General features: G+C 57.1%; 11 protein-coding genes and 2 tRNA genes. 7 read left to right on the top strand and 6 right to left on the bottom strand.

Features of this window, described 5'->3' with window-relative positions:
* Nucleotides 1-39 precede the first annotated feature (39 nt).
* The 4 genes from EQG79_RS17670 (at nucleotide 40) to EQG79_RS17655 (ending at nucleotide 4,002) form a co-directional block, all read left to right on the top strand.
* Nucleotides 40-115: transfer RNA gene (locus EQG79_RS17670), tRNA-Gly, on the top strand.
* Between the two features lie 38 nt (nucleotides 116-153).
* Nucleotides 154-238: transfer RNA gene (locus EQG79_RS17665), tRNA-Leu, on the top strand.
* Between the two features lie 441 nt (nucleotides 239-679).
* Complete coding sequence (locus tag EQG79_RS17660; RefSeq protein WP_099077417.1) at nucleotides 680-1,576, top strand: Abi family protein; 897 nt, start codon at nucleotides 680-682, stop codon at nucleotides 1,574-1,576.
* Nucleotides 1,577-1,830: 254 nt separating this feature from the next.
* Complete coding sequence (locus tag EQG79_RS17655; RefSeq protein ID WP_206445596.1) at nucleotides 1,831-4,002, top strand: hypothetical protein; 2,172 nt, start codon at nucleotides 1,831-1,833, stop codon at nucleotides 4,000-4,002.
* A 457-nt stretch (nucleotides 4,003-4,459) separates the two neighbouring features.
* On the opposite strand, the gene EQG79_RS17650 is transcribed toward EQG79_RS17655, so the two are convergent.
* Entirely contained in the window at nucleotides 4,460-4,867 is a 408-nt protein-coding gene (locus tag EQG79_RS17650; RefSeq protein ID WP_077924483.1) for an Hsp20/alpha crystallin family protein, read from the bottom strand.
* Between the two features lie 302 nt (nucleotides 4,868-5,169).
* Between EQG79_RS17650 and hemC the strand changes: the two genes are divergently transcribed.
* Both hemC and EQG79_RS17640 read left to right on the top strand, forming a co-directional pair.
* Nucleotides 5,170-6,099 (top strand): hydroxymethylbilane synthase, encoded by a 930-nt coding sequence (gene hemC / locus EQG79_RS17645; RefSeq protein ID WP_077924484.1) that lies wholly within the window; start codon nucleotides 5,170-5,172, stop codon nucleotides 6,097-6,099.
* A 63-nt stretch (nucleotides 6,100-6,162) separates the two neighbouring features.
* Nucleotides 6,163-7,401 carry an ABC transporter permease gene (locus EQG79_RS17640; protein WP_077924485.1) on the top strand — a complete coding sequence of 413 codons (1,239 nt, stop codon included), beginning with the start codon at nucleotides 6,163-6,165 and terminating at the stop codon, nucleotides 7,399-7,401.
* Between the two features lie 60 nt (nucleotides 7,402-7,461).
* Here the strand turns inward: EQG79_RS17640 and EQG79_RS17635 are convergent, their stop codons facing one another.
* From EQG79_RS17635 to EQG79_RS17615, 5 genes are all read right to left on the bottom strand, one after another.
* Nucleotides 7,462-8,508: an adenylate/guanylate cyclase domain-containing protein gene (locus EQG79_RS17635; RefSeq protein ID WP_077924486.1), complete on the bottom strand. Its 1,047-nt coding sequence runs from the start codon at nucleotides 8,506-8,508 to the stop codon at nucleotides 7,462-7,464.
* Complete coding sequence (locus EQG79_RS17630) at nucleotides 8,505-8,882, bottom strand: response regulator (protein ID WP_077924487.1); 378 nt, start codon at nucleotides 8,880-8,882, stop codon at nucleotides 8,505-8,507. The genes EQG79_RS17635 and EQG79_RS17630 overlap by 4 nt, the downstream gene beginning before the upstream one ends.
* Nucleotides 8,883-8,932: 50 nt before the next feature.
* On the bottom strand, nucleotides 8,933-11,023 hold the full coding sequence (locus tag EQG79_RS17625; RefSeq protein WP_129602909.1) for a tetratricopeptide repeat-containing sensor histidine kinase: 2,091 nt from the start codon (nucleotides 11,021-11,023) through the stop codon (nucleotides 8,933-8,935).
* 12 nt (nucleotides 11,024-11,035) lie between these two features.
* On the bottom strand, nucleotides 11,036-12,406 hold the full coding sequence (locus EQG79_RS17620) for an ATP-binding protein (RefSeq protein WP_077924489.1): 1,371 nt from the start codon (nucleotides 12,404-12,406) through the stop codon (nucleotides 11,036-11,038).
* Nucleotides 12,407-12,518: 112 nt separating this feature from the next.
* A complete protein-coding gene (locus EQG79_RS17615; protein WP_129602907.1) occupies nucleotides 12,519-15,704 on the bottom strand; it encodes a cyclic nucleotide-binding domain-containing protein in 3,186 nt (1,061 codons plus the stop codon).
* A gap of 448 nt (nucleotides 15,705-16,152) precedes the next feature.
* On the opposite strand from EQG79_RS17615, the gene EQG79_RS17610 reads away from it, so the two are divergent.
* Nucleotides 16,153-18,942, top strand: coding sequence for a 2-oxoglutarate dehydrogenase E1 component (locus tag EQG79_RS17610; RefSeq protein WP_129602904.1), 2,790 nt, complete (start codon nucleotides 16,153-16,155; stop codon nucleotides 18,940-18,942).
* Nucleotides 18,943-18,945: the final 3 nt, after the last annotated feature.

The raw sequence follows: 18,945 nt of genomic DNA, 5'->3' as shown, positions 1-18,945 counted from the left end.
CAATTCGCCGACATACTGGGAATTGCAAAATTATAATACGCGAAAGTAGCTCAGCTGGTAGAGCGCGACCTTGCCAAGGTCGAGGTCGCGGGTTCGAACCCCGTCTTTCGCTCCACGAAAAAGGCACCGACCAACGGTGCTTTTTTCGTAAATGCCGGGATGGTGGAATCGGTAGACACGCCGGACTTAAAATCCTGTGGGCCACAAGCCCGTGCGGGTTCGACTCCCGCTCCTGGTACCTCCCGAAAGGGGAAGAAACAAACAGAGCCGCTGACATCAGCGGCTTTTGTGTTTATGTAGGTACACCAACACAGGGGCCGCTTACCTTTGTATCTTCCTTGGTATTTAGGTTATTTTGAGCTATTGCGACTAACTATACGCACGCACTTATGCAGGAAGATTAGCAGTTGGACAAAAAAGCGTTCATCTTTCTCAAGGTAGAGAAAACACCGATTGGAATGAACTGACAAAAGACTGTGTGAGCTTTGCCAACGCCTAACCGAAGTTTGAAGGCAATAACATTTCGTTCAAGGCCCGGTAGTACTATCCACTGAGGTCATTGAACAAAAGAGATGGGATCTTTTGCTAATGGTAATGTATATATTAACTTTGCATCAACATGCTCACCCCGCTTCCCGTTAGAACAGCGCGCTTAGGGTGAGCTTTCTATTTTTAGGGCATGAGTAAAGTCCCTTATCGCAAGCCTGCTCTCACTTATCAGGATCAACTTAATCGACTTAAAGGAAGAGGTTTAATCGTTCATGACGACGTTAAAGCCCTTCATTTGTTGGCTCAGGTTAGCTATTACCGACTGAGCGGCTATTGGTATCCTCTTTTAGATAATAAGCAAACTCATCGCTTTAAGCCGGGAGCCACGTTTGAAACAGGTTTTCGGCTGTATTGCTTTGACCGGGAGCTACGAAAACTAGTGTTGGCCGAGTTGGAAAAAATAGAGGTGGCTATACGAGCACACATGATTTATGTGCTCTCACATAGGTTTGGCCCTTTCTGGTTCACAGATACAACTTTGTTTACCGATACGGCCAGCCACACAAGAACTATTAGTAGCCTAATGGCCGAATATAGTCGTAGCGATGAAGAATTTATAAGAGCGTTCCGGCAGAAATATAACGATCCGTTGCCGCCGAGCTGGATGATGTTGGAAGTTGCTTCATTCGGTTCGCTATCTATGTTATACAAGAATTTGAATACAACTATAGAGAAGAGACAAATCGCGAGCTATTTTGGGCTTGATGATGGTACGTTTGCTTCATGGCTTCATTGTATCGTCTACCTACGTAACGTATGTGCTCATCATAGCCGGTTGTGGAATCGAGTAATGAGTATTCAACCTCGTATTCCCAAAAACCCCCGCAAACCTTGGTTGATAAACCCGTTAGTGAGCAATAACCGGACATATTTCGCCCTATCTATGATTCTTTTCTTGTTGTCAACGGTGAATCCCAATCATCGTTTTTTGCAGAAACTGTCTGCTCTATTTCATAACTACCCAGAAGTGGATAAAAATGCAATGGGTTTTGAAGCCGGTTGGGACAATGAACCGCTTTGGCAGTAAGCAAAGCTATTACAAAATACTCTGGAGAATTATCGCAACATAAAAATTCAATTTGAAAAGAATCAACGTACCCGCTCCTGGTACCTCTAAAGGGTAAGAAACAAACAGAGCCGCTGACATCAGCGGCTTTTGTGTTTATGCCCGGCCTTGCCGGGACGCAAGTAGATGCGCCGGAACGCTTCTTTATCTATGGCTATCCCCCAATCGATACAGGGATTCATCTCTATCGAGAAAATTCGGGGAAACTGGATCGCATGCTATTAATATCAAAACCATATGGACAGGCTTTGTTGCCTCTGCGGAGTGGATTAAAGATGCTGCTCGTGCTGTGGAACATCGGTGCGGGCCAGGCTCAGCCGATAGACCGACGGGCAGTGGTAGATCGGCATCGGGTAACGATCACCCAGCCCGATACGCTCGGGTCGCTAACGGTGGGCAACGGTCGGTTTGGGTTTACGGTAGATGCTACCGGTCTGCAATCGTTTCCCGAGCAGTATGCCCGCGGTATTCCGCTGGGCACTCAGTCCGAATGGGGCTGGCACCGCTTTCCTAATCCCGCCAGGTATCAGTTTACCGAGACGCTGCAATCGGTCGAGGTCAACGGCACGCCACGTCCGTATGCTGTGCAATGGCGGCAGGCGGGGCGCCATCAGCAGGCCGCCGACTACTTTCGGCAAAATCCGCACCGGCTTCAGCTGGGTAATCTGGGCTTCATTATCCTCAAAAAAGATGGGCAGGCGGCACAACTGGGTGATCTGAAGAACGTTCGGCAGCAACTGGATCTGTGGACAGGTACCATCAGCAGTACGTTTACCGTTGAAGGCGCTCCCGTCAGCGTGACCACCTGCGCCCATGTTCAGCAGGATATCGTAGCCGTACGGGTTGTGTCGGACCTACTTCGGCAGCAACGAATCTCGCTCCGGCTCCGGTTTCCATACCCGACTAATGCATTCACCGACGTAGGGACTTACTACGCCAGCGCATCGGCGCATCAGACCCGGCTGGAGCGCCCGGGGCCCACGTCGGTACGGTTCCATCGCCAGCTTGATCAGGACCGCTATTCCGTGACGGCCCGGTTGAGCCAGCCTGCGCCGGTGCGGGCGGCTGCTGGCCATGATTTCAGGATAGAGCCGTCAGGAGCGTCGGCTTTCGAAGCTGTAGTGCAGTTTTCGGCGGAGTCGTTACCCAGTCGGTTGCCCACTTTTACCGAGGTACAGACCAGCAGCCGGTTGGGCTGGGAGCGGTTCTGGCAGTCGGGTGGGGCCATTGATCTGGCGGGCAGCACCGACCCGCGAGCCGCCGAACTCGAACGGCGCGTTGTGCTGTCGCAGTACCTGACCCGCGTACAATGCGCCGGCGACTCGCCCCCGCAGGAAACGGGACTGACCTATAACAGCTGGTATGGTAGGCCCCATATGGAAATGTACTGGTGGCATTCGGCCCATTACGCCCTCTGGGGCCGTACCGATCTGTTGTCAAAAAGTATGGGCTGGTACCAGCGGGCACTGGCGGGGGCCCGGGAGATAGCCCGCCGACAGGGGTACCGGGGCGTTCGCTGGCAAAAGATGACCGATCCGAACGGGGGCGAAACAGCCTCATCGGTAGGGTCTTTCCTGATCTGGCAACAGCCGCATCCGATCTACCTGGCCGAACTAATTTACCGGAACCAGCCATCAAAAGCCGTTCTGGAACAATACCGGACCGTGATTTTTGAAACCGCCGACTTCATGGCTTCGTTCGCCAGCCTGAACCCCAAAACGGGCCGTTATGATCTGGGGAAGGGTATTATTCCGGCGCAGGAATGCTTCGACCCGGCCCAGACCCTGAACCCACCTTACGAACTGGCCTACTGGACATGGGGCCTGCAGGCAGCCCAGCGCTGGCGTACCCGGCTCAACCTGCCGCCCAATCCAGACTGGCAGCGGGTCATTGACGGGCTGGCTCCTTTGCCACAGCAGGACGGCGTATACCGGGCGGCCGAGAACGTGACGGATTCATACTCGCCCGACAGCCGCTATACCATCGATCACCCGGCTGTGCTGGCCGCGCTGAGTACCCTGCCCGCCAACGGCGTGGTCGACCGGGCGGTGATGCAGCGTACCTACGATACCGTTGACCGGGTCTGGCACTGGGATCATACCTGGGGCTGGGATTTTCCGATGGTGGCCATGACGGCTACCCGGCTGGGGCAGCCCGACCGCGCGCTGGATGCGTTGTTCAAAGAGGTGGCGAAAAACACGTACCTGGTTAACGGCCATAACTACCAGGACAAGCGACTTACGCTCTACCTGCCTGGCAACGGTGGTTTGCTGGCGGCCGTAGCGCTGATGTGTGCTGGCTACGATGGCAACACCACCCCTACGCCGGGATTCCCTAAAAACGGACGCTGGATGGTGAAGTGGGAAGGGCTGAAACCCATGCCTTGATGCTTAAATGACTTTTCCTGTAGAATAGCATCTGGGCCAGATGAACAGGCAGGCCGACTAGCTCAGGGGGCATTTGGGGAAGATATTTGCTGACGTTAGTCGGCTCGAAAGGCTGCCCTTTGTACCCCCCAGCCCCCTAAAGGGGGGGCAGTCGGCGCGGACGGCTCCTCCTTTAGAGCTTGTTTGGGGAACATACTTGCGGACGTTAGTCGGCTAGATGGGCTGCCTTTTCGTCCCCCAGCCCCCTAAAGGGGGAGCCCATTCGGCGCGGACGGCTCCCCCTTTAGGGGGCTGGGGGGTGAAAAATTCGGCGTCTGCGTGGGTTTGCCTTCTTAAACACCTATCAAAGAGGCAGTATCAAAATGCAGGGCACAAAAAAAGGTCGCTTTCGTAAAAGCGACCAGGGTATTCATCTATAGGCTACAGGACGCAAAGAGGTCCCGGATGGATTGATTCACTAGAAAAGATCTTTGATGTCGATCCGGCGATGCAGATGCTCTTCGTCTTTGAAGGGTAGCATAATCATTACCTGACCGTGTTCGTGAATGGCTTCGATCTGGTCGGCGTCAACAAAAGACGGGATGTCCAGCACCCGCAGAAACATGGGTACCGCCAGCCGCTGCGAGCCGCCTTCTTCATCCTGAGTAACCGAGGTATTGACCAGCAGGGTATACAGTACGAGTTTACTGCCTTCGACCAGCACGTTGAACGCGTTGGCACGCACACCGGGAGCTGATAACGTAATTACCAGCCGTTCGTCTTCTCGCTCAACCTGCATCGTTGTCTGACTCGAACCGCCATATAAGGTATTAAGCAAATCAATCTGTCCGCCCGTACCCTGAAATACATTTTCTATCGCTTTCATAGGTGTTGCTGTTTACTGTTCAGATACTATTTGATAAACAAACCCCGTGCCTAAGCGGCCTCGGCCCGCCAAAGCCGACAGGCTGTCAGGAATTTGGCCGCCTTTTGGCTCATTATATGCCTTTTTGACGCGATCCTGCCCTATTTTCCTAAATAAGGCAGTTACCGATTAGCGCTCATGAGTGTATAAGGATTGTCGCGGTTTGTGGGGATTCTGTGGTTCACATTCCACACAGCGTCAGCACGGAAGCCGCAGCAGGAAGCCTGTTTTTCGGCTTGTAATGCCGTATCTTTGTCGGCATTATGCATATCCGAATTGGAACCCGCAGCAGCCGCCTGGCCGTGTGGCAGGCGGACTATATACAGACCTTACTGCAAGCCGGCGGACTTACGTCCGAGCTGGTCCTGATCGAGACAAAAGGGGATCAGATTCTGGATCGGTCGCTGGCCAAAATCGGCAGCAAAGGCGTTTTTACGCAGGAGCTGGAAGATCAGCTCCGGGCCGGTACGATCGACATTGCCGTGCACAGCGCCAAAGACCTGCAATCATCGCTGCCGGCTGACCTGGGTATTATCGCTTTTACGGAGCGTGAACAGGTGAACGATGTCCTCGTAAGCCGTGATCCATCCCTGTCGCTGACCAGCGGACAGCCGTTTGTGATCGGGACCTCGTCGACCCGGCGGGTGGCTATGCTGCGCCATTTTTGTCCGCACATCCGGGTGGTCGACATGCGGGGTAACCTCCAGACCCGGCTGCGCAAACTCGACGAAGGCCAGTGCGATGCGCTGCTGCTGGCCTATGCGGGCGTACACCGCATGCAGTACGATGATCTGATTGCCGAACAGCTACCGGTTGCTGAGTTTACGCCCGCCGTTGGTCAGGGGAGCGTAGCCATCGAAGCGGCCAGCACACTGGCTATCGGGAAACAGGAAGCCATCCGCCGACTGACCAACCACGAACCAACCGAGGCTGCCCTGAAAGCCGAGCGGGCTTACCTGCGCCGTCTCGAAGGCGGGTGCAGCATTCCGGTATTTGCCCTGGCTACCTACGCTGAGGAGACGCTGAGCCTGACAGGTGGGCTAATCAGCCTCGACGGGCAGGACATGCTGCGCGAAACGTACAGCGGCCCGGCCCATGACGCCGAACGGCTCGGACATGCTCTGGCTGAACACATTCTGGCACAGGGGGGCGACGTTATTTTACAGGCAATCCGGCATCAACTGAGTGAATAAAAGCCGGGCCAGCCGGTTGGCGGGCCCATACATAGCCAGCGCTACAACCTGACCAGACGAATCATGAACCTTTTCCGAATCAGCTGGAGTAACCTTACCGACAAACCCCTGAGCAGCTTTCTGAGCGGGCTGCTGATGACCTTCGGGATCACGATTATTTCGCTGTTGCTGTTGCTGAATAAACAGCTCGACGATCAGTTCCGGCGGAACATCCGTGGCATCGATATGGTGATTGGCGCCAAGGGTAGCCCGCTGCAACTGATCCTGTCGAGCATTTACCAGGTCGATGCGCCAGTGGGGAATATCCCGCTCGAGGAGGCCGAACGGCTGACGCGCAACCCGATGATCAAGACGGCCATCCCGCTGGCCATGGGCGATAATTACCGCTCGTTCCGGATTGTGGGTACGAACAAAAAATACCTCGATCATTTTGGCGCTACCGTGGCGCAGGGGCAGCTGTTCAAACAGGATCTGGAGGTGGTGATCGGGCCGAGGGTTGCCGAAGTGGCCGGGCTGAAACTCGGCGATACGTTTGCCAGCTCGCATGGGCTGGACGATGAGGGCGAAGAACATGCCGACTCGAAATACAAGGTAGTAGGCATCCTGAACGGAACCAATACCGTTACGGATCAGCTCATCCTGACTCCCGTTTCGAGCGTCTGGGCTATCCATGGACACCACGAAGCCGGTGAGGAGCACCACGACGAAGATCATCACGAAGGCGAAGCCCACGAAGACGGCGAAGCGCACGAAGAGGAACCGCGTGAGATTACGAGTATGCTTATCAAGTTTCGGAACCCGCTGGGTATGATGCTGGCGCGGGGTATCAACCAGAACTCCAAACTACAGGCGGCCCTGCCCAATATTGAGGTGAACCGGCTGTTTTCCCTGCTCGGCGTAGGCGTCGAAACGCTGCGGGGCCTGGCCATTGTCATCATGCTGATTTCCGGGGTCAGCGTGTTCGTGTCTCTGTATAACTCACTGAAAGAAAGGCGCTACGAAATGGCCCTGATGCTGTCGATGGGCGCTACCCGCGTTCAGCTGTTCATGATGCTCCTGCTCGAGGGGCTGGTGCTGGCGCTGATTGGCTTTGGGCTGGGTATACTGCTGAGCCGGGTTGGTTTATGGCTTTTCTCGACGAGTGTGTCCTCCGAATATCATTACAACCTGGCGGCTTTTGGCATCCTGCCCGAAGAGTGGACCCTGCTGGGCGTAGCGTTGCTGATCGGACTCCTGGCTGCGGCCCTGCCTGCCCTGGGCGTTTACCGCATGAACATCTCCCGGACGCTGGCCGAAGAGTAAACAAAAAGCGGGAAGAGGCCGGACTGTTCCCGCTTCTTCCCGCTTCTGGCCGGGCTCGGTTTAGCCCATTACATTGTAAATCATAACCGGGGCTGCTTTATTCTTGAGGGTGGCTTCACCGAGAGGCTCGCAGGTGAACGACTCGGCTACCTGTTGCTGAGCCGCTTCGGTGATGACAATCTGCCCCGCCCGGGCCACCGACTGCAGGCGCTGGGCCGTATTGACGGTGTCGCCGATGACGGTGTAGTCGAGCCGCCGGAGCGCCGTTGAGCCGATGTTCCCCGAAACCATCTCGCCCGTGTTGATGCCGATGGCCACCTGCGGGTGGTAGCTGGTATGATGAGGCAGGTTGTCTTCCAGCGAAGCGATCTGCGCGCGAACGCCCAGCGCGGCTTCGATGGCCCGGTCGAGGTGGTAGTCGCCCCGGAATACGGCCATCACGGCATCGCCCATGAACTTATCGACGTGGCCGCTCTGCGCAATGATCTCCTTGACCATCACGTCGAAATACCGGTTTACCAGCCTGACTACGGTATCGGCCGTTTCGCGTTCGGCAATAGCCGTAAAACCGCAGATGTCGATGAACATGACGGTGGCCGTTACGGTTTCGCTGGCCAGAAGGGAGGTTTCAAATTCCGCGCGGCTCATGAACGTCAGCACCGACTCGTCGACGTACATCCGCAGAATATTGTTTTCCTTAATCGCCTGCAAGGTCTGGCGGAGCTGGCCGATGTAGGCCATTGTTTTCTCCATCGTCACCTCAAGGTCTTCGAAGTTGACCGGCTTGGTTACGAAATCAAAAGCCCCCCGGTTCATGGCGGTACGAATGTTATCCATGTCGCCATAGGCCGACACGATAACGGCTTTGAGCATTGGATTTGTCTCATGGAGCCGGATCAGCAGCGTCAGCCCATCCATACCGGGCATGTTGATATCGGTCAGTACCATATCGATATCGGGCTGCTGGTCGATCAGCGTAAGCGCTTCGTTGCCATCGTGGGCAAATACAAACTCGTACTGTTTTTCACGAATCTGACGCCGAAACTTCTGCTTGATGAGGAGTTCAAGATCGGTTTCGTCGTCAACCACCAATATTTTCGCTTTCATGCAATGGTGCGAAGTTTTTCTTTAAGTACAGTGAAGTCGAGCGGCTTGGTCAGGAAATCGTTGGCCCCGAGTGTAGCCGCCTGCTGCTGCGATTCGGGATCGCCATAGGCCGTAATCATCATGACAACGGGCGGGGGCGGAGCGTTGAAGTCGGCCCGGATATGCCGTAACAGCTCGAAACCGCTCATGCCGGGCATGTTGATGTCCGACAGAATCAGCACTACTTCTGAGGGCCTACTCGACAAATAGGTTATGGCTTCTTCGCCCGAGTTGGCAAAGGCCAGTTCAAACTCACCATTCCGAACTTCGCGTCGAAACCGCTGCTCAAACAAATCTTTTACGTCTGGTTCGTCGTCAACAACTAATATTTTCATGGCAGATCGAGTTAGTCAAAGATAAGCGGTTTGTGGGCAGCGTGGTGCCGTCAGGTCGGTAGTTTAAGGGTAAATGTTGTACCCTGTCCTTCGTGGCTGTCAACGTCCAGGGTACCGCCGTGCCCTTTGGTAATGATATCGTAGGCCAGCGACAGGCCCAGCCCGGTTCCTTCGCCGGTGGGTTTGGTGGTGAAAAACGGCTGAAAAATCTTGGAGAGCAGCGCGGCCGGAATCCCGGTACCGTTATCCCGAATCCGGATAACGGCCTGGTCATTTTCCAGTCGAACCTGGGCCGTTACTTCGGGTTGGTAGCCAGCCGTCGGCGTGGTTTTCTGCCGGCTCTGAACGGCGTAGAAGGCGTTGGTGTAGAGGTTGAGCAGCACCCGGCCCAGATCCTGAGGCATCACCTGTACCGGACCCAGCGCCGGGTCCGGATCAACCTGAAAACTGGCGTTAAAGGTTTTGTCTTTAGCCCGCAGGCCGTGGTAGGCCAGCCGCAAGTACTCCTCGCAAAGCGCGTTCAGATCGGTCGGCTCGCGCTGGCCGCTGGAGGCCCGGCTGTGCTGGAGCATGCCCCTGACAATGCTGGAAGCCCGGCCGCCGTGCTGGCTGATCTTCTGTAGGTTCTGGCGCAGGTCGGTCAGCAGCTCGTCGGTGAGCTGGGGGTCGGGGTTTGGTTTGTGGTGCTCGTCGGCGATTTCGTCGATGAGTTCGACGGAGACCTCGGCGAAGTTGTTGACGAAGTTGAGGGGGTTCTGGATCTCGTGGGCGATGCCGGCCGTCAGCTCACCCAGCGAGGCCAGCTTTTCCTGCTGAATGAGCTGGTTCTGGGCGGCCTTCAGTTCGGCCTGCTGCTGCCGGAGCTGGGCATTGGTACGGGTCTGCTGGCGGTTGCTACGCCATAAAACGAGGGCCACAACGCCCAGTAATCCCAGCCCGATCAGCGCCCCGATCAGCCGTTGCTGTTGTCGTTGGTCTTCTTCGGCCTGCAAAATGGCCGCGGCCTGCTGTTCGGCTGCCTTGGCGTTCTGCTGAAGAATGGTTAGCTGCTGCCGGGTCTGGGCGCCCAGCAGGGTGTCGTTGTAGGCTATGAATGTCTGCTGATACTGGTAAGCGCGCTGGTAGTCATTTTGCCGGGCGTAAGACTGCGCCAGTATCTGGCTGGCATCCCGGATAACTTCCTTATAGCCAATTTGCCGGCTGAGGTTCCAGCTCTTCTGCCCGTAATAGACGGCGCTGTCGGCCCGGTTGGTGGCCAGCTGCGCCCGGGCCATCACCGTCTGCGCCCAGGCAATTACCTCGTAGGCTCCTTCGGCCAGCAGCACCCGAAGCGACCGGTGGGCGGTTCGGATAGCCGCCAGGGGCTGACCCTGCTCCGTTTCTACGGCCGCCAGATTACTCTCGGCCTCTGCCCGTAGCAGTGGGTTCTGGAGCGATTCGGCCAGCCGGATCGATTTGTCGTAGTAGTTCTGCGCTTTTTCCGGGTCGCCTTTCAGCCGGTACAGTTCGCCAAGGGCGTTCAGGGTTCGGCATACGCTTCTGAGGTCGTTAGCCCGCTCGTGTTCATCCATGGCGGTTGTCAGGAACTCGAGGGCCAGGGTATAATCGCCAAGCAGAATATGGAGGGAACCCAGGTGAGAATGCGTCTGTCGAATCAGCAGCAGGTCGTTCCGTTGTTCAGCAACGCGCAGGCTCTGCTGGCCCAGTTCAAAGGCGGTGGCATAGTCGCCCCGCTGAATGCTTACCCAGGCGAGTCGGCTCTGGACCCGGGCCACCCCCAGGCTATCCTGCAACTGGCTGAAGCCATCGCCGGCTGCGTTCAGATACGATACCGCCCGGTCGTAGTTGTTGAGGTTGCTGTAAGCCCGACCCAGCGTGAACTGCGCCATGGCGATGCCTGGCTTGTAGTTGATAGCGCGCGCGAGCGCCAGAGCCTCGTTGCTATATTGAAGGGCCGACACTCGATTGGTATCGGTTGAGGCATTGGCCAGATCGATCAGCCGGTTAACCCGACCAGTATCGGTTTTGGTAATCGCCAGCTGCCGGGTGAGCGCCCTGATCAGCGAGTCCTGCGCCCGTACCCGATAGCCCAGGGTCAGGAGCAGCAAGCAGGTAACACCAAGCAGCCATTGTCTTCTCATAGGAGCATATACCTAGGCGGGTAGTTCGATAATAAACTCGGTGCCTTCGCCTTCGCGGCTTTTGACTTCTATTGTACCACCGTGTCCCTTAGTAATGATGTCGTAGGACAGAGACAGGCCCAGTCCGGTTCCTTCGCCGGTGGGTTTGGTGGTGAAAAATGGCTGAAAAATCTTGGTCAGGATCGACTCGGGCATACCAACGCCGTTGTCCCGAACCCGAATCCGGACTTCGTTACCAACGCATTCGGTCGTAACCGTTACGGTAGGCTGGTACGAACTGGTCTGCCCCTGTTCAGCTTTCTGCCGGCTCTGAACGGCGTAGAAGGCGTTGGTGTAGAGGTTGAGCAGCACCCGGCCCAGGTCCTGGGGAACAACCGTCACGAGGCCGAGGCTGGCGTCGAGTTCAGCGCTGAAACTGGCGTTGAATGTTTTGTCTTTAGCTCGCAGGCCGTGGTAGGCCAGCCGCAAGTACTCCTCGCAGAGCGCGTTCAGATCGGTCGGCTCGCGCTGGCCGCTGGAGGCCCGGCTGTGCTGGAGCATGCCCCTGACAATGCTGGAAGCCCGGCTGCCGTGCTGGCTGATCTTCTGCAGGTTCTGGCGCAGGTCGGTCAGCAGCTCGTCGGTGAGCTGGGGGTCGGGGTTTGGTTTGTGGTGCTCGTCGGCGATTTCGTCGATGAGCTCGACGGATACCTCGGCGAAGTTGTTGACGAAGTTGAGGGGGTTCTGGATCTCGTGGGCGATGCCGGCCGTCAGCTCACCCAGCGACGCCATTTTCTCGCTGTGGATGAGCTGGTTCTGGGTCGCTTTCAGCTCGGTCAGCGCCTGTTCCAGCTCTTCTTTCTGACTGGTAATTTCGGCCGTACGCTGGGCCACCAGGTACTCGAGTTCCTGCTTGCGGGCCTCAATTTTTCGTCGTTCGGCCGCTTCGATCTCACGTTCCTGTTCCAGCTTGATCAGCGCTTTTTTCTGGCGGCTGGCCACAATCAGGAAGGCAACAAGCCAGATCAGCGAAAAGCTGACGGCCGAGTCAATGAAGTTGTCGTATGTTTTGGCAAACTTCGGAAACAGGTCCTCGATGACTTTGAAAACAGACATCAGGACCATGAACGGCGCTACCGCCAGGAAGGCCGTACGGGCGGCCTGGTTGGGGCTAAGCAGGTGGACCGTATAGCCGACCATGCCCAGGGCAATCAGCCAGATCAGGCGGAGCGGAAAGTCCTCGTCGGTAACGGTGCTGAGACCGATCAGGGCAACGTTGATAAACCAGTAGTTCTTGAGCCACCAGTCCCATTGAGGAACCCGATTTTTTGTATCAAGAAATCGCCTTGTCTGCCAGATGATCAGCAGCGTAAAGAGTGACGACGAGATTTCATCCTCATCCATGGTCAGGTAGGTTTGGCGTGTGGGTGGTTTAGTGTGGGCAAGATAGATACCAAACGCCAACCGAACAACGGCTGATACACGCCAGCGGAGCTTACGTATGTTAGTCGGTTGATTAGGTAGATACCGACGTGGGCCGACCCGCCAGAAGCTCATTCTGCCGCCGAATTCGCCCCGACAAACTTCTGACGATGCTACGCAGCACCTCGCCCCGCTCTTCCATCAGGTCAAAGAAGTCGTCCTGGTCGAGCCGCAGCAGCCTGACTTCTTCCACCGCTTCGGCGGTAGCTGATCGGGATTCGGTATCGAGCAGCGCCAGCTCCCCGAAAAAATCGCCCCGGCCAAAACGAGCCAGCTCGGTGTCGCCGTCCAGAATACTTACCTGGCCGGTATCGATGACGTACAGTGCCGTGCCGAGGTCGCCTTTCCGGAAGATGACATCGCCAGGCTGGTACGATTCTTCCTTCATGATCGGGGTAATACTGGCCAGTACGTTTTCGGGCGTTTGGGCAAACAGGCTGGTGTTGGCCAGCAGCAACACCCGGTCATAGTCGGGAATCTGGCTGGTAGAAGTAGACGAGTGATTCATAAGTAAAGGCGACAGAACAGACGTACGGCTCAGCAGCTGACGAGCTTCGTCGGCCTGGCTGGCGGGTATGGCGCGCAACACGAGACCAACCGTCCAGGCCGAAAATACAGTTTCGCCGGTTCGGAGTATATACGAACGGATGGATTCAGGGTCCTTGAACGGACCGAGTTCGGCATCGAGAATACGCACTTTTTCGGCCCGGTTTAGGTCGTCGACCAGTACCTGCAGAGTCTGGTAAACGTTGCGCGGAATCAGGTTGTCGAGAAGTTCTAGGGCGTTGGCCCGGCGCTCGCGGGCGGGGTGGCCTACCCCCAGTCGGGCACCGGCAATGGTTTCGGAGTCGTAAAGCTGGGTCAGCACGTCGAACAGGCGTTGCCGCAGTACGGTCAGCTCATAGTCCAGCGACTGAACCAGGCTGTCGTCCGTTTCGGTGAGGGTGCCATGCAGAATTCGGTGGGCCAGCGCCAGTTCGTCGTGGAGCAGGGACCGGAAGGCCTGATCGTCGGCGGGTTCGTTGGGAAAACGGCGGAGGGCCCGCAGCGCAGCGCCCCGCACCCGTAAATCGGACTGCCGGGCCAGTTCGTTCAGAAACTGACGGCTCCGGGGGGTGCGGATGGTGCCGCAGATAATGGCTATACGCTGAATCAGTACGGGGTCGGTCGTACTCCGCCAGGCTTCCTGCAAAAGCGGCAGCACGTCGGCCTGGCTGCCTTTCAGGGCGTTGGCCGCAACACGTCCGGCCGTTTTGCTGGTTAGGCGGTCTACCAGGTGCCGGGCCAGCCCCAGATCGGTGAGTTGACCAGCGGCCAGCATGGCGTCGTTCAGCAGCCCGTTCTGGCTCTGGGTCAGGTAACGGGTTACGGTAGGGGCAAAGTCGGTCAGGCGCAGTCGGCCAATCAGGCCCAGTGCCATTCGCTGCCGCCCCGGGTCCGACGCGTTGGTCAGCTCGGTCAGGCTACGTACACCCACCGGATCGCGTGGGTTCAGCTCCAGCACTCCCCGGATGGCACCCTGGCGAATGGTGACGTCGGTATGGTTCAGGAGCGGGGCCAGCTCAGCCGGGTCGGCGCTGATGCGTCGGCCCAGCAGGTAAGCGGCCTGCTCGCGCAGGGCAGGGTCGGAATCGGTCAGGGCAATATGACGAACGGGCGCAACCGGCAGGGGCTGGTTAGTCCGGGCGGCTACGGTCAGGGTACGTTGCCGCACCGACGGGCTGGCGTGGGTCAGTAAGGTTGGTAACTGCCGGCCCAGTTCGTCGGGGTTGTGCTGATCGAGCCAGCCGATAGCTGCCGTCACATCGTCGGGGTTGCTGCTGCGCAGCCGGGCTGTTACTGCCGACGACGCCGTAGCGGGCATGGCCAGCTGGTCGCGTTCGAGAAACCGTCGGCCAATGGCGTCGTTGAGTTCGTGCAGGTAATGATTGTAGGTTTGGTCGAGCAGCCACACCAGTACGCCCAGCAGCACGATCCAGACCAGAGGCATCAGCGCTTCGATGGCGGGGCGGGCGTGCAGCGCAAATATCAGGAAACCCGCTATTCCCAAACCGATCGGCTCGTAAAACCCTTTGGCTACCGTATGGCCCTTGAGCCGCTGCGGAGCCGACAGGGGCTGGAACAACACCAGAAAGACGGGGTCGAACAGCGATCGGCGTACTACTTCGAAGAGCAGGTAGAGGCCGCAGAAGTATACCAGCCGGGTTGTCTCGTCGGTCGTGATCATGTTCAGAACGACCAGTCCGGCCAGCCCGGCCAGCGCTACCCAGGGCAGCACGAGCAGCGAACGCTGTACCCCAAACCGGTCGAGGGCCTGCCGCGACAGCAGGAGCTTAACGACCATGGCTACCCCGTAGGTAAGCGCCAGCACCAGGCTGACGTAGTAGATGACGTCGGTCTGGTCATGAAAACGGTGCTTTACGTTGACAAAGAAACTGTACTCGATCTGGGTAGCCACGGCCGCCAGCGTAGCCAGACTCAGGCACATGAAGAAGATCAGCTTACTGCCCCCGAATCGTTTCTCGATCAGCTGCGACTCTTCCCGGCGGGAAGCCCGGCTGGGGCGGTGGGGGGCGTGAACCTCGTGCGATCGGACCGTAAGCCGCAGAATATAGAGCGAGGCAACAAACGCGGCCAGCGCGACGACCAGGAGCCGAAGTACTTCTTCGTGGGCATGCACCAGCGCGGCCAGAACGGCACCGATGGCTTTGGCGGGCATATCGCCCGAACTGATGACGCTGAACAGCCGCTTGCTCTGGCGGGTATCGAACACCACCGCCGAAACGCCCCAGAACTCCAGATTGGTCAGCAGATAGATGATTCGGTACCCAACCATGATGGCCACCGCAGCCGCCACCGAATGACCTACCTCAACCAGCACGCCCACCACCACCGTCATCACAACGACCGAAAGCAGCACCCGCATGGCCAGGTTGCTCAACAGCAGATGATGTTCGTAATACGCGTAGAGCCGTCCCACCACGATCATCCCCAGCGCAGAGGCTACGTACGCAATTGGCAGGCTGGTTTCGGGATGGTTCTCGAGCAGTATGGCATTGGCGGCTACGTAAATCAGGATGGTACCGATGCCCAGCAGGAAGTTATGGACAAAAAAAAGCCCAACCGTACGGGCTTCTTCGGGTCGAATACCCACTGCCCGCTGCCAGCGTTGAGCCAGGGGTGATGGTGATGCAGAAGAGGTGTCGGTTCCGACGTTCATGGTGAAATGGAAACGCGATTTACCCTCAAAGATAAGCACTGACCGTCTAAACCGCTTTTAGGGCGCGGGTTTAGTTTCGGCAGCTCTATCCGCCCGCCATCGGGCAGGCTAACCGGATAGCTGGTCTGCGCCTATCTACCGAAGGCATATACGTGCGTATAGGGTCTACTAATCGGTATGGCTGCTGCCGGGCTGGCGATACACGTCGGGAAAGGTCGCTGAATCACCTGCTCGATCGGTACAGCGTGTATTCGGGAGGGTTCGGCAACCGGGGCAGGACGAGAGAACGTAGGGCAGAAGCGGGGATGCCAACCAAACGGACATAAATACTGTTGTATTGGTACGGGCGTCGTTACCTGAACGGAATCAATAAAAACGATAATTTTTGCGGTCAACTGTCTGACTGATACGCTACCTTTGCGGGTCAAAACAACGACGCGCCTTCGTCATGGACCAGTATTCATACATTGCCAACTCTGACGCGGCTTACGTAGATCAACTGTACCAGTCTTATAAGCAAGACCCTCAATCAGTTGACCAAAGCTGGCAGCAATTTTTTAAAGGATTTGAGTTCTCCTTAACCTACGGCGAAACTGCCGGATCAACAACCAACGGCGCGGCCAAAACCAACGGCGCAGCCACAAACGGCCAGGCGGCTGCTACGAAACCCGTGGATGCCAGCCATGCCGACCCGTCGGACCGCGAAAAAGAAGTATCAGTAGCCAGCCTGATCAAAGCCTACCGCTCGCGGGGGCACCTGCTGGCCAAAACCAACCCGCTCAAAGCCCGGAAAGATCGTCAGCCCCGCGTTGACCTGCCTGACTACGCCCTGTCTGACGCCGACCTCGATACGACCTTCGAATCGGGTAAGCTGCTGGGTATCGGACCGGCTACCCTGCGCAAGATCATGGAGTCGCTCCAGAAGATCTACGCGGGGAACATCGGCTTTGAGTATATGTACATCCGGGAGCTGGACGTTAAAAACTGGCTCCGCAACAAAATCGAGAAAGAAGCGCTGGTCTTCAGCCCTTCGGTGTCGGAGAAGAAGCGTATTCTCGAAAAGCTGAACGAAGCGTCGGTATTCGAAAACTTCTTGGCTACCAAATACCTCGGTCAGAAGCGCTTTTCGCTCGAAGGCGGTGAAGCCACCATTCCCGCCCTCGACACCATCATCAGCACAGCCGCCGATATGGGTGTTGAAGAGGTGATGATCGGGATGGCCCACCGGGGTCGTCTCAACGTGCTGGCCAACATTCTGGGTAAATCGTACGAATCGATCTTCGACGGTTTCGAAGGCAATGTACCCCAGCAGGTGCATGGCGACGGCGACGTAAAATACCACCTCGGCTACTCGAGCCTAACCGAAACGCCCAACGGTAAACAGATCAGCGTGAAGCTGGCCCCTAACCCCTCACACCTCGAAGCCGTCAATCCGGTCGTGGAAGGATTCGTGCGGGCGCAGGCCGATGAAGAATATAACGGCGATTTCACCAAGATCATGCCGATTCTGATCCATGGCGACGCGGCCGTGGCGGGACAGGGTATCGTGTACGAAGTAACCCAGATGGCCAAGCTGGCTGGCTATCAGACCGGCGGTACGGTACATTTCGTGATCAACAACCAGGTCGGCTTTACCACCGATTTTGACGATGCGCGCTCGTCGATCTACTGCTCGGATATTGCCAAGATCATCGACGCTCCCATTTTCCACGTCAACGGCGACGATCCGGAAGCGGTAACTTTCTGCGCCAAGCTGGCGGTTGAATTCCGTGAGAAATTCAACCGCGACGTGTTTATCGACATGGTATGTTACCGGCGCTACGGACACAACGAGTCGGATGAACCGAAGTTTACCCAGCCGACCATGTACAGCATCATCGACAAGCGGGCCAACCTGCGCGAGCTGTACAAAAACCTGCTCATCGAGCGGGGCGATGTAGACGCGGAGCTGGCGCAGCGGATGGATACCGAGTTCAAGAAGCAACTGCAGGATCGGCTCGATCGGGTTAAGCAGAAAGCCGAGATTCCTTACAAACCCCTCCGGCTTGACCTCGACTGGGCTGAGCTCCGCTTTGCCGAGCCGCAGGATTTCGAGAAGTCGCCCGAGACGGGGGTGCCCGCCGAAACGCTCGATCAGATTGGTCAGGCGCTGGTAAAAATACCCGAGGGCTTCAAGCCACTGAAGCAGATCGAAAAGCTGCTGAAAGATCGGCAGACCATGCTCACCGAAACCAAAACGGTAAACTGGGGAACGGCCGAGCTGCTGGCCTACGGGTCGCTGCTGCTGGACGGTCGCCCCGTTCGGCTGAGCGGCCAGGACGTACAGCGGGGCACGTTCTCGCACCGCCATGCCGTCCTGCACGACGTAGAGACGAACGCAACCTATTCATCGCTCGACTTCATCAAAGAAGGCCAGCCGAAGTTTCAGGCCTACAACTCGCTGTTGTCGGAGTACGGCGTTCTCGGTTTCGAATATGGCTACGCCATGGCCAACCCCCACGCGCTCGTGATTTGGGAAGCGCAGTTCGGTGATTTCTCGAACGGCGCCCAGCTGATCATCGACCAGTTTATTGCGGCTGCCGAGTCGAAATGGGGCATCCAGAACGGCGTAACGCTGCTTCTGCCGCATGGCTACGAAGGCCAGGGCCCAGAGCACTCGAACGCCCGGCCCGAGCGATATCTGCAGCTGTACGCGGAGCACAACATGATCGTGGCTAACGTATCGTCGCCGGCTAACTTCTTCCACCTGCTGCGTCGTCAGCTGGCGTGGTCGTTCCGGAAACCGCTGGTCGTTATGTCGCCCAAGTCGCTGCTGCGGCATCCCAAGTGCATCTCACCCCTCGAAGACCTTACCAAAGGCTCGTTCCAGGAGGTGCTGGGCGATACCTACGCCAAGCCGAAAAAGGTAAAACGGGTACTGCTCTGCACGGGTAAAATTTATTACGACCTGCTCGACAAACAGCAGGCCGACCAGCGCGAGGATGTGGCTATCATCCGGCTCGAACAGCTGGCTCCGCTGCCCAAAACGCAGCTGGATGCCGTGCTGGCGCAGTATGGCAAAGCCGAGAAGTTCTGGGTACAGGAAGAACCCGAAAACATGGGCTACTGGACCTACCTGCTTCGGATCGGGCTGACCCTGCCCATTATCTCGCGCCATGCCGCAGCTTCGCCCGCTACCGGCTATGCCAAAGTACATACCCAGGAACAAGCTGACATCGTTCGTAGAGCGTTTGACTAAATA

The sequence above is a fragment of the Spirosoma sordidisoli genome, assembly GCF_004138325.1.
Classification (GTDB): Bacteria; Bacteroidota; Bacteroidia; order Cytophagales; family Spirosomataceae; genus Spirosoma; species Spirosoma sordidisoli.
The sequence above is the reverse complement of the archived record's forward strand: the minus strand, read 5'-3'. Positions and strand labels throughout refer to the sequence as shown.

What these genes read in the sequence shown, in the direction of transcription:
- EQG79_RS17660 (WP_099077417.1), top strand. Translation starts at nt 680, where the DNA reads ATGAGTAAAGTCCCTTATCGCAAGCCTGCTCTCACTTATCAGGATCAA.
- EQG79_RS17655 (WP_206445596.1), top strand. Translation starts at nt 1,831, where the DNA reads ATGCTATTAATATCAAAACCATATGGACAGGCTTTGTTGCCTCTGCGG.
- EQG79_RS17650 (WP_077924483.1), bottom strand. Translation starts at nt 4,867, where the DNA reads ATGAAAGCGATAGAAAATGTATTTCAGGGTACGGGCGGACAGATTGAT.
- hemC (WP_077924484.1), top strand. Translation starts at nt 5,170, where the DNA reads ATGCATATCCGAATTGGAACCCGCAGCAGCCGCCTGGCCGTGTGGCAG.
- EQG79_RS17640 (WP_077924485.1), top strand. Translation starts at nt 6,163, where the DNA reads ATGAACCTTTTCCGAATCAGCTGGAGTAACCTTACCGACAAACCCCTG.
- EQG79_RS17635 (WP_077924486.1), bottom strand. Translation starts at nt 8,508, where the DNA reads ATGAAAGCGAAAATATTGGTGGTTGACGACGAAACCGATCTTGAACTC.
- EQG79_RS17630 (WP_077924487.1), bottom strand. Translation starts at nt 8,882, where the DNA reads ATGAAAATATTAGTTGTTGACGACGAACCAGACGTAAAAGATTTGTTT.
- EQG79_RS17625 (WP_129602909.1), bottom strand. Translation starts at nt 11,023, where the DNA reads ATGAGAAGACAATGGCTGCTTGGTGTTACCTGCTTGCTGCTCCTGACC.
- EQG79_RS17620 (WP_077924489.1), bottom strand. Translation starts at nt 12,406, where the DNA reads ATGGATGAGGATGAAATCTCGTCGTCACTCTTTACGCTGCTGATCATC.
- EQG79_RS17615 (WP_129602907.1), bottom strand. Translation starts at nt 15,704, where the DNA reads ATGAACGTCGGAACCGACACCTCTTCTGCATCACCATCACCCCTGGCT.
- EQG79_RS17610 (WP_129602904.1), top strand. Translation starts at nt 16,153, where the DNA reads ATGGACCAGTATTCATACATTGCCAACTCTGACGCGGCTTACGTAGAT.